This is a genomic window from Clostridiaceae bacterium (assembly GCA_012840395.1).
Lineage (GTDB): Bacteria > Bacillota > Clostridia > Acetivibrionales > DULL01 > DULL01.
In genome coordinates this window covers 25,158-39,656 of record DULL01000017.1, presented here as the reverse complement: position 1 = coordinate 39,656, position 14,499 = coordinate 25,158, and the positions used below count along the sequence as shown (strand labels likewise).

Here is a 14,499-nt window from a genome sequence, read left to right as displayed (position 1 = left end):
TTTTATTAGTCATCAACTCTGATAATTGATGCACCTACCTGTGCCAGCTTGTTTTCAATATTTTCATATCCTCTTTCAATATGCTTAAGTCCGGTAATTGTTGTTTCTCCGTCTGCCACAAGCCCGGCAAGTACCAGTGCTGCGCCTCCTCTTAAATCTCTGGAACAAACTTCTGCTCCGATTAATTTGTCAACACCTTTAATTATTGCAATTCGTCCTTCAAGTTTAATATTAGCACCCATCCTTAATAGTTCTTCTACATGCCTGTACCTGTTTTCAAATACAGTTTCAACCACAATACTGGTGCCTTTTGCAATCGACAGCAATGAAACTATCTGAGGCTGCATATCCGTAGGAAAACCTGGATATGGAAGAGTTCTGATCATGTCTACTGCCATGGGTCTCGCACTGCCACGTACACGTATAGCATTTTTATCAATTACTTCTACATTGCATCCACATTCTTTTAATACAGATATAACTGAATTTATATGCTCAGTTATAACGTTCTTAAGCAGGATATCTCCTCCTGTTATTGCTGCAGCAGTGGCATAAGTTGAAGCAACTATTCTGTCAGGAATCACAGTGTGTTCTATATCTTTTGACTTCCTGCTATTACCTCTGATACTTATGACACTTGTTCCTGCTCCTGAAACTTCTACCCCCAGCCTCTTCAGATATTCCTGCAAATCAACAATTTCAGGTTCTTTTGCTGCATTATGAATGTATGTATCCCCTTCAGCAAACACTGATGCAAGCATTATATTTTCCGTGGCACCAACACTCGGGTATTCCAGATGAATATCACAACCCTTAAGTTGGTATGCCTCGCAGTATATAAAGCCACGCTGCGCATCAAATACTTTTGCTCCCATATTTCTTAAGGCTTTTAAGTGGAGATTAATAGGTCTGGGGCCTATTTCACATCCACCCGGATGTGTTATTTTATGGAGCCATAAGCTTATATAAAGAATACATTGATTATTTTACCACTAAGGGAAAAACCTATCAATGTATTTATCAGATATTTTAAATAGTGTAAAAATATGAAGAACCTATTTTACTTCAAGAATTGAAGGATGATATAGAATATTTTGCATGAAATTCAATTATATCAAAAATACTCTGATTATCTCCCCTAGGGAGCATTTTACTATCGTTGTAAAAATCAAATTCTTGAGTTAAAATTGAATCCGTATGATTTAGAATGGGAAATTCAAATAAGAATTCTTCACAGTGAAAAAATGTGAAGAATTTTATTTGATTTGAAATTAATTCTACTCGTAAAATGGGATGGATAAAAATATACATTAAATCTTTGCAGTTTACTATTGTAATCAGACAATTATAGGTACAACTTTGGTAGGCTGTTTAGAAAGGAGACCCGAATTGCTTAATACAATTGCATTAAACAAAAAAAACAATAAGAGTGACAGAATTAACCACAGCGTTAAAAAAATTAATATTTTTAATTCAATAGATTTTGGAGAAATACTTTTCCTGTTGCTTTTTACTGTTTCAGTTGCTTTTAAATGTTTTTATTTTCAGTATGATTCAAGATTAAATGGTAACCTTGAATTTACAGAGATAAACAAGAATATGATAATTTCCTCAATTGCTGTAATATTTGCCATTATAGCAATAATATCCTTAATTTTCTTTAAAGGGAGAAAAACTGCATTATTTGTTGTAAATATTTTAATTACAATACTTGTTCTGGCCGACACTATTTACTTCCGCTACTATTATAGCGCGATGACCGTATCTCTTATATATCAGGTAGGTCTCGTAGGTTCTATTGGTGATAGCATAAAGGATCTTCTTAATAAATCTGATCTTTTATTATTAGCTGATTTACCGGTTATGCTTATAATTCTTATATGTTTAAGCAAATATCAAAGAAAAGTTCAGAAAGTTACAAAATTTTCTTTTAGAATAATAATTTCTGTAACATTAGCGGCCTTTAGTATATTTACCATTAAAACTGTTTATGGCAAAACAGATAATGATATTTACAATTATGATACAAATCACGTTATAAAACAAATGGGATTACTGTACTATCATTATTATGACGCACGAGAGTTCGTAAAAGACAATTATCTTATCGACAGGAATTTAACCTCTGATGATAAGGCTGAATTGGAACAATTTTTTGAAAATAAGAAAAAGACTGGTGAAAACTTCAAAGGTGTAGCTGAAGGAAAAAACCTGATAATAGTGCAAGTAGAAGCCTTGCAGCACTTTGTTATTAACAGAAAAACAGAGGCTGGCGCTGAGATTACACCAAATCTGAATAAATTACTTAAAGAAAGCACTTACTTTGATAATATATACTTTCAGATCGGCAGCGGTAATACTTCTGATGCTGAATTTCTTTCAAATAATTCATTATATCCTCTCAGAGATGGGAGTATATATTTCAGGTATCCAGGTAATACCTTCTTCTCTCTTCCAAAAGCTTTAAAAGCAAAAGGTTATAATACCTATGCTTTTCATGCCAACAACTCCAGTTTTTGGAACAGATCCGCAATGTATCAGGCTGTGGGCTTTGATTACTTTATAAGTAACCGGGATTATGTACTTGATGAATATATAGGTTGGGGTCTGGGAGACACTTCGTTTTTCAGGCAATCGTTGGATTTTATTGATAAAACAAAGCCATTTTACAGCTTCTTAATAACATTATCAAGTCATCATCCTTTTAATTTTGAATATTTTCAAACCTATGAATTTGATGTAGGAAAATATGAAGGCACCCTTCTTGGAGATTATTTAAAAGCTATAAACTATGCGGATTCAGCTCTGGGCAGATTCATAGAAATGCTTAAAGAACAAGGGCTATATGACAATACTCTTCTTGTTATATATGGTGATCACCAGGCCATAATAAAGAGTCACTCTGAAGAATTATTTGATTTTATTGGAGAAGAATATAATGAAATTAATTGGATAAAAGAACAAAAAGTGCCATTAATAATTCACGGACCTGGTATAGAAAATGACAAAGTGATAAGTACAATTGGCGGAGAAATTGATATTTACCCAACAATTGCAAATCTTATGAATTTAGAGGCCCCCTTTGTTCTTGGAAAAGATTTATTGAACACTGCCCCGGAAGAGGGCTATGCAGTTTTGAGGGACGGCACAGTTATAACAGATAATTTTATTTATATATGTAGTATGGATAAAGCTTTTGAATTATCTACCGGAAGAGAAATGTCACAGGAGGAGTACAAAAGTGAATTGGAAACATATCACTATGAACTCCGTATATCTGATATAATAAATCAGAAGGATGCTTTAAAATATATTAATAAAAATTACAAACAGAATTAAAATTATCTGTTTTCAGTATATTTTATTATCCGATAAAATAAAGCATCCCTGTATGCTTTAAGTTTATCAAAATCCATACTTGGGCTGTAATAGTCTTCCAGAGCACTATGTACAGCCTTTGCTTTTTTAATTGTATTTACAGCTTTATTAAGCAGTTCTTCAAATAAGCTGGTATTATATTTTATATCTTCTTTGTTTTTTTCATATATTTTGCTGTTTCTGAGTTCATTCAGGTCAATTAACCTGTCTGTTTTAATATCAGAATTATGATACTTATTTATTGTTGTAAAAAAGATTTTTTTCTCAGGTATTAACAAATGCTCTATTTTCTCAGGTTTTAACCCGCAGTAAAAACATTCAATATTTACGCCTTTTTCAATAGCTACATGTTTGATTTTAGATAAAATGTATTCACTACCTGATCCAATTTCACTTAATAAGCCGTATACTTTTCCTTTTGAAAGTAGTGTATTTATATAATTTACCAACCCTTCAGGAGTTATTGCACTTGCAAATAGTTTTCTTTCCCTTCCCTCTTCAAAGGACTTTTCTTGTTGTGTAAAAATTTCATCAGTCATTTCTTTTGCTATTGCATTCAATTTTTTTACGTTAACCGACATACTGACTAAGTCACATATATTATCATGAATTGCTCCGGCAGCCTTTAAATATCTGTAAGCCATTGCAAATAGCCTGGATTTTTCCTTCGATTTATTAATAATCTCTTTTTTATGTGTCTCAATTTTATCTGTATTCCAAAATCTTCCTAAATCTATTATTTCATCAACTGCTCCCGGATAGGTTGGTTCCACAATATGGGGAGCAGTTCCGTCCAATAGGGCAACCTTTATTTCTGGAATTACAATTCCATCAATGCTGTTTGGATCACTGGAACAATGCATATATTCAACATTATACCCCTTTTCATTTAGAACCTCTCCTATTTTTTTCATAAGGGTGCTTTTACCGGTACCGGGACCACCTTTTATTATAAATGTTTTTATTGCCTCTTCTTTATGTAAAATATAATTATAATAGCTGTAAAAACCTTTCTCGGTATTCCCCCCTAAAAAAGCTCTTCTAATTCCACCTTTAGCCATGTGTGATACCTCCGGAACATTTTAAGTTTATTACATTCCAAGTTTATTCAAGCAATATTTTTAACAAAATTATTATATGCAAAATTAATATTTTATGTGATTTTGAGCTTGCTTTGTTTTTAGTTTGAAATTTACAAAAAAAGAGAAGGTAAAAAAGATTAACCTTCTCTTGCATATACCGTAATAAATTATTTATTGATTAAGCAATTTATTTTATCAGCTTCAATGTTTCTCTGGCTATAGCCAGTTCTTCATTTGTTGGAATAACCAGAGTCCTTATCTTAGCATCCTGAGTGCTTATATCTATTTCTTTACCTCTTATATTATTCTTTTCCAAATCAATAGATATACCTAAGAATTCCAGACCTTCAACAATCTGTTTTCTGACAATGGCATTATTTTCGCCTATTCCTGCGGTAAATACTATAGCATCAACACCACCCATAACAGCGGCATACTCTCCTATATATTGCCTTACTCTATAGCAGAATATATCAATTGCAAGTTGAGCTCTGTCATTGCCATTATCTGCAGCATCATGGAGATCCCTGAAGTCGCTGCTTACGCCTGAGATGCCCAGGACTCCTGATTTTTTGTTAAGCATGGAATTAATTTCACTTATAGACATGTTATCCTTTTCCATTAAGAATGTAACAACAGCAGGGTCTATTGTGCCGCATCTGGTTCCCATAACTAAACCATCAAGGGGAGTGAAACCCATACTTGTATCAATAGACTTGCCATTTTTAACCGCACATATGCTTGCTCCGTTGCCCAGATGGCAGACTATTATTTTCAATTGGTCCAAAGGTTTATTAAGTAATTTTGCTGCTCTCTCAGAAACATATTTATGTGAAGTTCCATGAAAACCGTATTTTCTTACGCCATATTTTTCATATACTTCATAGGGTAATGCATATAAGTATGCGTGTTTCGGCATTGTTTGATGAAATGCAGTATCAAATACTGCAACCATTGGAACATTTGGCATTAATGCCTTACATGCTTCGATACCGGTAATATTTGGCGGGTTATGAAGTGGAGCAAGACCGATACAATCCCTTATTGCATCTATTACACTATCGTCTATGAGAACAGAGTCGTGGAATTTTTCTCCTCCGTGAACCACTCTGTGCCCAACTGCTGAAATTTCACTCATATTTGATATTACACCGATTTCCGGGTCAGATAAGGCGTTAATAACCTCTTGAATAGCAACTTTGTGATTAGGTAATTCTTTCTCAAGAATTTTTGTTTCCGATCCATTTTTGGTATGTTTGAGAAATGAATTATCTATTCCTATCCTGTCACATAAACCCTTAGCTAAAACTGTCTCATCTTTCATATCAATAAGTTGGTACTTCAAAGATGAACTTCCGCTATTAATTATTAATATTTTCATGATACAATCCCCCAATTTTTATTGTTAACAATTCAATTCAAAAATTGAACTGTTATTTACAGGTTTTGTGCCTGAACTGCTGTGATGGCTACAACACCCACTATATCTTCAGCACTGCAGCCTCTTGACAAGTCATTTATTGGTTTTGCAAGACCTTGGGTGATTGGCCCGTATGCTTCAGCTTTTGCTAATCTCTGGGTTAACTTATAAGCAATATTTCCACAGTTTAAATCCGGGAATATTAATACATTTGCTTTACCGGCCACAGGGCTTCCAGGTGCTTTTGATTTAGCTACAGATGGTACAAGTGCTGCATCAGCTTGTAATTCACCGTCAATGTTTAAATGAGGCGCTTTTTCTTTTGCCAGCTGTGTAGCTTTAATTACTTTTTCAGTCAACTCACTTTTTGCGCTTCCATAGGAAGAGTATGATAACATCGCAATATTTGGCTCAGCTTCTACGAGAGTCTTAAAGGATTTTGCAGAGGAAATAGCTATCTCGGACAGTGCTTCAGCATCAGGATTTTCAACAAGACCACTGTCTGCATATATGAATGTGCCATTATGACCATATTCACAATCGGGAACTACCATCACAAAGAATGCTGAAACCAGTTTTGTACCAGGAGCGGTTTTTACAATTTGCAGGGACGGTCTTAAAGTATCTGCCGTGGAATGAGCTGCACCGGCAACCATACCGTCAGCCATGCCTTTTTTAACCATCATAACACCAAAATACAACGGGTTTTTCATGGTTTCTCTTGCTTTTTCAGGAGTCATTCCTTTTTCTTTTCTCATTTCATATAATGACTCAACAAAATCCTCATAATATTCGGAATTCAAGGGGTCAATTATTTTTGCTTTTGATATATCCAGGTCACCGGCAAGTTTTTTAACTTCATCCGGATTACCAATTATTATTACATTAGCAATTCCTCTTTCAAGAACAATGGAAGCTGCTTTAACAACTCTTGGATCATTGCCCTCAGGAAGTACTATGGTTTTTACATCTGATTTTGCCCGTTCAGAGATTCTTTCTAAAAATTTCATACTAATTCTCCTTTCACATTGTTCATGTTAAAATTTAACTTTATGTAATTTATAAATTTATATATTACCTGGTATTAATACAAGCCAATAAAAATGAGGCTTTAAAACCAATAACTATTATATACAAAATGTTCATTGTATACAAGAATCATTTACATAATAATTAAATAATATCAAAACTAACATAAATATGTTATAAATTATCATTTGCAACAAACTATCATCTGTATAATTTACTGTCATTCTGTTACATGACATAATAAAAGCAACTCAAAATTAGAGTTGCCTTATTTCTATAATTTATCAAAGGAATCCTTTTTTGCCCGGGACAGGAGTGCATCACTACCTTGAAAGCTCTTCTCTGAGCAGTTTGTTAATAAGCTGTGGATTTGCCTTTCCTTTAGTTTCTTTCATGGCTTGGCCTACAAGGAATCCAAATGCCTTTTCTTTCCCGCTCTTAAAATCTGCTACAGATTGAGGATTCTTTTCTATTACTTTTTTTACAATTTCTATCAGTGCACTTTCATCATTTACAACTTCAAGTCCTTCTTCTTTTACAATAACCTTTGGATCCTTTTTAGTTTCATACATTTTATTAAATACCTTCTTAGCGATGGTATTACTAATAACTCCTTTATCCACCAGAATTATAAGGTCAGCCAGATATTGTGCCGGAATTGGTATTTCTTCTGTCTCTTGTTCTTCATCCTTCATCTTTCTTAAAATATCTCCCATAATCCAATTGCTCACTGATTTGGGGTTATTGCATAACGCGACAGCTTCTTCAAAAAAGTCTGCAAGTGCTTTAGATTTAGTTATCAGGGAAGCATCATATTCAGGAAGAGAATATTCTGCAATATATCTTTTTCTCCTTGCTTCAGGTAATTCTGGAAGAGACCTCATTATTTCCTCTATCCACTCTTTTGATAAAACTACCGGTGGAAGATCAGGATCAGGAAAATACCTGTAATCTTTTGCTTCTTCCTTATTTCGCATTGAAAAGCTTAATCCTTTTTCATCGTCCCATCTTCTCGTTTCCTGAACCAGGGTACCACCTGATTCGATTTCATAAATATGCCTTTTTGCTTCGCTTTCTATGGCTCTGGTTATGGCCTTAAATGAATTAAGATTTTTCATTTCCGTTCTGACTCCAAATTTTGTATCGCCTTTACGTCTGACGGAAAGATTTACATCAGCCCTGAGAGAGCCTTCCTGCATTTTGCAATCTGATACTCCTATATATTGAAGAATTGCTTTAAGATTTTCGAGATAAGCTCTTGCCTCTTCAGCAGACCTCATATCAGGCTCGCTTACAATTTCAATCAGAGGAACTCCTCCTCTGTTGCAGTCAACCAATGTACCTGTTCCCCATTCATCATGCAATAGTTTGCCTGCGTCTTCTTCTATATGTATTCTTGTTATTCCAATCCGTTTTGAACCATTTTCGGTTTCTATCTCTATATAGCCATTTTTACATATGGGGTAATAGTACTGGGAATTTTGATATGCTTTTGGAAGATCAGGGTAAAAATAGTTCTTTCTGTCCTTTCTGCTATATTCTGATATCGTGCAGTTAGTAGCAAGCCCTGCCCGTACAGCATATTCTACAGCTTTTTTATTAAGCACCGGAAGAGTTCCGGGCATTCCCATACATATAGGACAACAATGGGTATTTGGTTCTCCTCCAAACTCGGTTGTACAAGAACAATATAATTTTGATTTTGTTGAAAGCTCCGCATGAACTTCAAGTCCAATAACTACTTCATATTCCATTATTTTCACCTCGTTCTGTTAGCCGGTTATGTTTATAAACTTGGTCTTTTCTTATGGTATTCGGTATTTTGTTCAAAATTATAGGCTGCTTTGATTAAAGTGAAATCATCAAATTGCTTACCAATAAATTGCAGTCCAAAAGGTATATTATTGCTGCCAAAGCCGCAGGGAATTGATATTGCAGGCAGTCCGGCAATATTAGCTGAAGCTGTATAAACATCATCCTGGCACATAGACAGGAAGTCTTTATTCATTTCTCCCAATGAATAGGCAGTTCTGGGTGTCGTTGGTGAAATAATGAGATTATATTTATCGAAAGCTTTATTAAACTCTTCACATATCATTGTTCTGACTTTAAGGGCCTTTTTGAAATATTTCTCATAACAACCTGAACTGAGTACATATGTGCCTAAAAGAATTCGTCTCTTTGCTTCTTCACCAAAACCCTCTGCTCTTGTTTTCTTATATAACTCCTGCAGATCAGAAAATTTTTCTGCCCGGTATCCGTATTTTATACCATCAAACCTTGCAAGATTAGAACTCACTTCTGCTGAAGTAAGAATATAGTATGTAGGTGCAATATAGTCAGTTAATGAAAAAGAAAAGTACTCACATACCGCGCCCAATTCTTCCAGTACTTTAACGGAGTCATAAAAAGATTTTTTGACGTCAGGATCTATTTTTGTTTCAACCCACTCTTTTGGAATTCCAATTTTCAAACCTTTAATATCCTGCTCCAAAGCCTTTGTAAAGTCAGGATAATCTTTATTAACTGAGGTAGAATCAAGAGGATCATGGCCTGTAATTGCATTTAATACAAGGGCACAATCTTCAACATCTTTTGTTACCGGCCCTACCTGATCAAATGATGAAGCGAATGGTATTACGCCAAATCTGGATACGGCTCCGTAGGTCGGTTTCATTCCAACCACACCACAAAAAGATGATGGCTGCCTGATAGAACCTCCTGTATCAGAACCCAGAGAAAAAACAACTTCTCCTGAAGCAACTGCAGAAGCTGCGCCTCCGCAAGAACCACCTGCCAATTTTTCCAGGTTCCATGGATTTTTAGTAGTCTTATAATATGAGGTTTCAGTGGTCCCACCTATACCAAATTCATCTATATTTCCCTTACCGATTAAGACAGAACCCTGGCTATCTAATTTATTAGCAACAGTGGCGCCATATGGAGGAACAAAGTTATGTAACATTTTAGAGGAACATGTAGTAAGTATTTCTCTGGTACAAATATTATCACTCAGCAACATAGGAATTCCTGCTAAAGGTGATGTAGCCTGCCTATTATCAATTTTGTGCTGAACTTCCACTGACTTTTTTAGGGCTTCCTCCCTGCAAATAGTAATAAAACTTCCTAACTCCTTATCAATATTGTCAATTCTATTTAATACAGATTCAGTCAGCTCTTTTACTTTAATTTCTTTGTTTTTCAACATCTTACTTAATTCATGTGCTGTATATTCATGTATTTCCAAATTAATTCCTCCTATTCCACAACCCTGGGTACTTTGAAACACCCATCTTCTATTGAGGGTGCTCCTTTGAGAAGCCTTTCCCTGTCAAAAGTAGAAATTACTTCGTCTTCTCTGAAAACATTTTTTAAAACTACAACCTGATCCATAGGTTCAACATTTGAAGTGTCAAGCTCATCTAACTTATTTATAAATAAAAGTACATTATTCATATCATGGACCATAAGTTCTATTTCTTCTTCTGTCAGATTTAATTTGGATAAATCCGCCAACTCCTCAATATTTTCTCGCCCGATTTTCATTCTGCTCCCTCCCCGTCTTGCGTAGAGATATTGCTCTTAAAATAAAATTTTGCATAAAAAACCACGACGTAGTAATTATATTAAATCAGGAAATTTACGTCAATGATGTTATTGGTTAATAGTTGCAAATATTTATATGACCTGAATATATTAAATAATTATATCCTTAAGCTTTCTTTTTGGAACATGCAGGACATCACATTCATCTTTATAATATTTTGTGCTTCCGTTTTCTTCCTCGACTATAGGGGATTCAGCCGGGTATCCTAAAGCAATAACGGATTCAATTATGTATTTATCCGGTATTTCAAGTAAAGCTCTTACTTTTTCCCTATTTACCGAGGCAATCCAACAAGTTCCTATTCCTTCTTCAAGGGCAGTTAATAAGATATTCTGTGATGCAGCACCAACATCAAACTCATAACCCTGTGGTCTGATTTCACTGTCAACTAAGATTACAATATAAGCGACAGGTTCTTCCCCTTTACCAGGAGTACCTTTGGGCGCTATGTGAAATGCCCATTTAACGTTATTAAAAACTCCTTCCACTTCATCAGGTTTATTTACTATTCTGTACTTTAGTGGTTGCATGTTTCCGCCGGATGGTGCGAAACGCGCTGCATTAACAAGTTTTTCTAATACTTCAATGGAAATTTTATCTTGCTTAAATTTTCTTATAGACCTTCTCTTAAGTATCATTTCATAGACGCTCATAAGTACCTCCTAAATAACATTATTTACATTAATATGACAAATAATATTGTATTATAGTATTGATTATATCAATATTTTACCATAAAAAAATAATTTAATGTTGTCTATTTTGCTTTATGCTTCCTTATTGTGTCATATTAACAAGGTACCTTTAAATCCACTTGTCTTATTGTATAAAAAAATTAATAAAATAAATTATAAAAATCCTTTATAACTCCGTCATGGTTTTCCGGAGAAACCATATAAATACTGTTCCCCATATCAATACCTACAGTGATACTATATTTGTGATTATTATCAATTACTGCGCTGATAATATCAATAGCTTCCAATGGTTTTTTATACACATATATCCATGTATTCACATCTTCATCTATTGAAACTTCATGATTAAAGTATTTCTCAAGGAAATTTTTTAATTCACCTTTTTTTTCTGAACATAAATTAACTGTTATTGACATTTTAATAACCTCCCTAATTAGTAAAATAAATAAAAAGTATCTTTTTACATTGTTTTTTAATATCAATTTAAATTCCAAATATCAATATTTGACATAAATTCAATTTCTCCTTTATGTAATATTTACCGTTTTTATAACCTGGTAAATAGAGGTTGAGGTATTTTTATCGTTAATTGAATAATAATAAATATGGAGGTTGAATATGCTTATGAGAAAATCTGCCAAATTGAAAATATTAAACTCAGCATTCTGCTTATGCCTTGTTGTTGCTTTTTTTATAACTGGGTGCAATAAAAGTGGACAAGGCCAAAATAGTCCTGAAATTCAAAAACAATCTGCAGAAGAAAATATAGATTTACAAAAAGTACCTGATGAATTAGAGGATATCGAAGAAAGCATTGAAGAAATTATCAGCGAATTAGGAGGTCCGGCTAAGTCTAAGAAAGAGGATGAAAAAGAAGGAGGAGAAAAATCCGGACAGAGCAAAAAAGAAACTGAATCCAAAAAGGAAACAGATCAGCAAGAAGAAACTGAGTCTGAAAAAAATCAATCTGATTCAGATGATATAGAAAAAGGCAAGAGTGAAGAATCTTCTGAACAAAAAGAAGAAGATAAGAAGAAACAGGACGAAAAAAGCAAATCTGATGAAAATAAAAACCAGGAAGTCCAAGATAAAGGTGGAGCTGAGAAAAAAGAAGATGAGAAAGCCGGTCAAAAAGATCCTTGGCAAAAAATATCCAGTACTATAGATAAGCTGCATTATGACTGGAGTAGTTATACGCCAAAGGCAGTCAAATCCGGTGCAAACAGCTCGCTGATAGATAGTTTTGGCAAAGCACTGAATAATTTAACAACCAGCGCAAAAGAGAAAAATACTCAAAATACATTGTTATCTGCAAATCATTTATATGGCTATCTGCCAGATTTTTATATGCTGTATAAGGAGCAGAATTCCCCCGAAATAAAAAGAGTTAGATACTTCATTAGGAATTCAGCTCTAAGCGCGGTTACCGGAGATTGGGAAAAATGTGATTTAAATGTTAAAAGCCTTAAATCATCCTGGTCTCTGTATAAGAATACTATAAATAATGAAGTTCAAGAACCTGCCAGTAAGCTGGATTTTTCCATCTATGAGCTTGAGAAGGTAGTAAATGAAAGGAATGTTCAGTTGATTGATATAAAATCCAGGGTTGCTCTTTCAAATGTTGACGCCCTTGAAGAAGCTGTTAAAAATCAACCGAAGGGCAGTACGAACCAGACTGGAGGCGGAGGAGAAAGTAGCGGCGAAGGAAAAAGCGGTGGAAAAAGTGGTGGTGGAGAAGGCTGAAACAGCCTTCTCCTTTTATAATAAAAACAGATACTTTATAACAATCAGGAGTTTTTAGCCGCCTGAATAATGTGCTTGGCAAGGACGGAAGTCGTAACTGTTCCAACTCCTCCTGGCACAGGAGTTATATAATCTGCCAGCATTTCTGCTTCTTCAAAATTGACATCTCCGCATAGCTTGCCGTTCTCATCAACATTGATACCAACGTCAATGATTATCTGTCCTTTTGAAATAAAATCCTTAGTTACCATTTTGGCTTTTCCTGCAGCTGCAATAAGAATCTCTGCGTTCTTGCATATTTCCTCAATATTGCGGGTTTTTGTGTGGCAAATAGTTATAGTGGCGTTCCTTTTTAATAAGAGCATGGATAAAGGCTTACCGACAACAAGACTTCTGCCTATTATTACTACTCTTTTCCCTCTCGCTTCTATGCCGTAATGGTCCATTATTTCAATGACTGCTTCTGGTGTACAGGGTGCAAAACCTGTCTCATCACCTTCAAAAACCTTAGCAAGGTTAATTGGGTTAAAACAGTCTATATCTTTTTTAGGATCAATAATATACTTTACTAAGTTTTCGTCAATATGCTTTGGCAAAGGCCTGAACAACAATATTCCATGGATTGATTCATCTTCATTGATTTTTTTCAGTTCATAAACGAACTTCTCCTGGCTTATATCCGAAGGATATTCATATACTCTGCACATAATTCCCAGGCTTTCACATCTTTTTATTGCTCCACGCTCATAGGATATATCATCAGGATTAGAACCTATTCTTACAATTGCCAGTCCTGGTATTATACCTTTTGCTTTTAATTCTTCTACTTCAACCAGCATTTTTTCCTTCATGGAATTAACAACTTCGGAACCTTTCATTAATATAGCCATGTTATTTCACCTCCAGGAAACAATCCTCAACTGCAGTGTAAACAGCATCAGCTTTTTCTTTTCCTTCCTCCAGCATCTTTATGGCTTCCTCATTAATCTTTGAAGCGTATTCCCTGTCTTTCATCATTTTAGTATTAATGAAAACATTCAGGCTTGCTCCAACTAAAGATGCTTTACAGAAAAGTACTCCAACGCCAACATCGCTCAATACTATTCTTGAGCCTTTAGTTAATAATTCTTCATGAAGATAAATTGCTTCCAGTGATTTTTTCATTATTTCAATAGGAACACTGCAGGCTGATTTCAAAGCATTTTCCAGTATTTCATCTTTTATTTTTCTCTCTTCTTCAGTATTTTTGGGAAGTCCGTAAGCCTTTGAAAGAGGCTCGAAAACTTCAGCATCCTTCTCTACTAAAAGAAGCAGTTCTTTTTGCAATTCTTTAGCTTTTTCAAGAATTCTTTTTATGTCATCCTGAAAATGTTCATATTTCTTTTTCCCTAAAGTAAGGTTACCAACCATACTTGCAAGTGCGACACCAAGGGAACCTACCATTGCTGAAGCTCCCCCTCCACCTGGTACAGGAGCACTGGATGCCAGCATTTCAACAAATTCTTTACAGCTTTTTTCTACCATTTTATTCCCTCCCAGTAA

The 14,499-nt window shown here is 34.6% G+C and carries 13 protein-coding genes; 2 read left to right on the top strand and 11 right to left on the bottom strand.

The genetic code is table 11. The features are described from left to right. Positions 1 to 5: 5 nt before the first annotated feature. The gene (locus GXX20_01960) at positions 6 to 944 is read right to left on the bottom strand and encodes a UDP-N-acetylglucosamine 1-carboxyvinyltransferase (protein ID HHW30429.1); all 939 of its coding nucleotides are present in this window, start codon (positions 942 to 944) and stop codon (positions 6 to 8) included. Positions 945 to 1,458: 514 nt separating this feature from the next. On the opposite strand from GXX20_01960, the gene GXX20_01955 reads away from it, so the two are divergent. Continuing rightward, positions 1,459 to 3,339 carry an LTA synthase family protein gene (locus GXX20_01955; GenBank protein ID HHW30428.1) on the top strand — a complete coding sequence of 627 codons (1,881 nt, stop codon included), beginning with the start codon at positions 1,459 to 1,461 and terminating at the stop codon, positions 3,337 to 3,339. Between the two features lie 2 nt (positions 3,340 to 3,341). On the opposite strand, the gene GXX20_01950 is transcribed toward GXX20_01955, so the two are convergent. From GXX20_01950 to GXX20_01915, 8 genes are all read right to left on the bottom strand, one after another. Beyond that, positions 3,342 to 4,439: an ATPase gene (locus GXX20_01950; protein ID HHW30427.1), complete on the bottom strand. Its 1,098-nt coding sequence runs from the start codon at positions 4,437 to 4,439 to the stop codon at positions 3,342 to 3,344. 208 nt (positions 4,440 to 4,647) lie between these two features. Beyond that, positions 4,648 to 5,841 (bottom strand): acetate kinase, encoded by a 1,194-nt coding sequence (locus tag GXX20_01945; protein ID HHW30426.1) that lies wholly within the window; start codon positions 5,839 to 5,841, stop codon positions 4,648 to 4,650. A gap of 56 nt (positions 5,842 to 5,897) precedes the next feature. Then, positions 5,898 to 6,890, bottom strand: coding sequence for a phosphate acetyltransferase (gene pta, locus GXX20_01940; GenBank protein ID HHW30425.1), 993 nt, complete (start codon positions 6,888 to 6,890; stop codon positions 5,898 to 5,900). Between the two features lie 342 nt (positions 6,891 to 7,232). Further along, positions 7,233 to 8,663, bottom strand: a complete 1,431-nt coding sequence (gene gatB / locus GXX20_01935; GenBank protein HHW30424.1) for an Asp-tRNA(Asn)/Glu-tRNA(Gln) amidotransferase subunit GatB — start codon at positions 8,661 to 8,663, stop codon at positions 7,233 to 7,235. A gap of 32 nt (positions 8,664 to 8,695) precedes the next feature. After that, positions 8,696 to 10,156, bottom strand: a complete 1,461-nt coding sequence (gene gatA / locus GXX20_01930; protein HHW30423.1) for an Asp-tRNA(Asn)/Glu-tRNA(Gln) amidotransferase subunit GatA — start codon at positions 10,154 to 10,156, stop codon at positions 8,696 to 8,698. Positions 10,157 to 10,167: 11 nt separating this feature from the next. Next, the gene (gene gatC, locus GXX20_01925) at positions 10,168 to 10,455 is read right to left on the bottom strand and encodes an Asp-tRNA(Asn)/Glu-tRNA(Gln) amidotransferase subunit GatC (protein ID HHW30422.1); all 288 of its coding nucleotides are present in this window, start codon (positions 10,453 to 10,455) and stop codon (positions 10,168 to 10,170) included. A 150-nt stretch (positions 10,456 to 10,605) separates the two neighbouring features. Beyond that, positions 10,606 to 11,169, bottom strand: a complete 564-nt coding sequence (locus GXX20_01920) for a nitroreductase family protein (protein HHW30421.1) — start codon at positions 11,167 to 11,169, stop codon at positions 10,606 to 10,608. Between the two features lie 182 nt (positions 11,170 to 11,351). Beyond that, the gene (locus GXX20_01915; GenBank protein HHW30420.1) at positions 11,352 to 11,630 is read right to left on the bottom strand and encodes a hypothetical protein; all 279 of its coding nucleotides are present in this window, start codon (positions 11,628 to 11,630) and stop codon (positions 11,352 to 11,354) included. 202 nt (positions 11,631 to 11,832) lie between these two features. Between GXX20_01915 and GXX20_01910 the strand changes: the two genes are divergently transcribed. Beyond that, the gene (locus GXX20_01910) at positions 11,833 to 12,957 is read left to right on the top strand and encodes a hypothetical protein (protein HHW30419.1); all 1,125 of its coding nucleotides are present in this window, start codon (positions 11,833 to 11,835) and stop codon (positions 12,955 to 12,957) included. 44 nt (positions 12,958 to 13,001) lie between these two features. Here GXX20_01910 and GXX20_01905 read toward each other — a convergent pair whose 3' ends face one another. Together GXX20_01905 and GXX20_01900 are read right to left on the bottom strand one after the other, a co-directional pair. Next, positions 13,002 to 13,847: a bifunctional 5,10-methylene-tetrahydrofolate dehydrogenase/5,10-methylene-tetrahydrofolate cyclohydrolase gene (locus tag GXX20_01905; GenBank protein ID HHW30418.1), complete on the bottom strand. Its 846-nt coding sequence runs from the start codon at positions 13,845 to 13,847 to the stop codon at positions 13,002 to 13,004. A 1-nt stretch (position 13,848) separates the two neighbouring features. Beyond that, positions 13,849 to 14,481 carry a cyclodeaminase/cyclohydrolase family protein gene (locus GXX20_01900; protein HHW30417.1) on the bottom strand — a complete coding sequence of 211 codons (633 nt, stop codon included), beginning with the start codon at positions 14,479 to 14,481 and terminating at the stop codon, positions 13,849 to 13,851. Positions 14,482 to 14,499 lie beyond the last annotated feature (18 nt).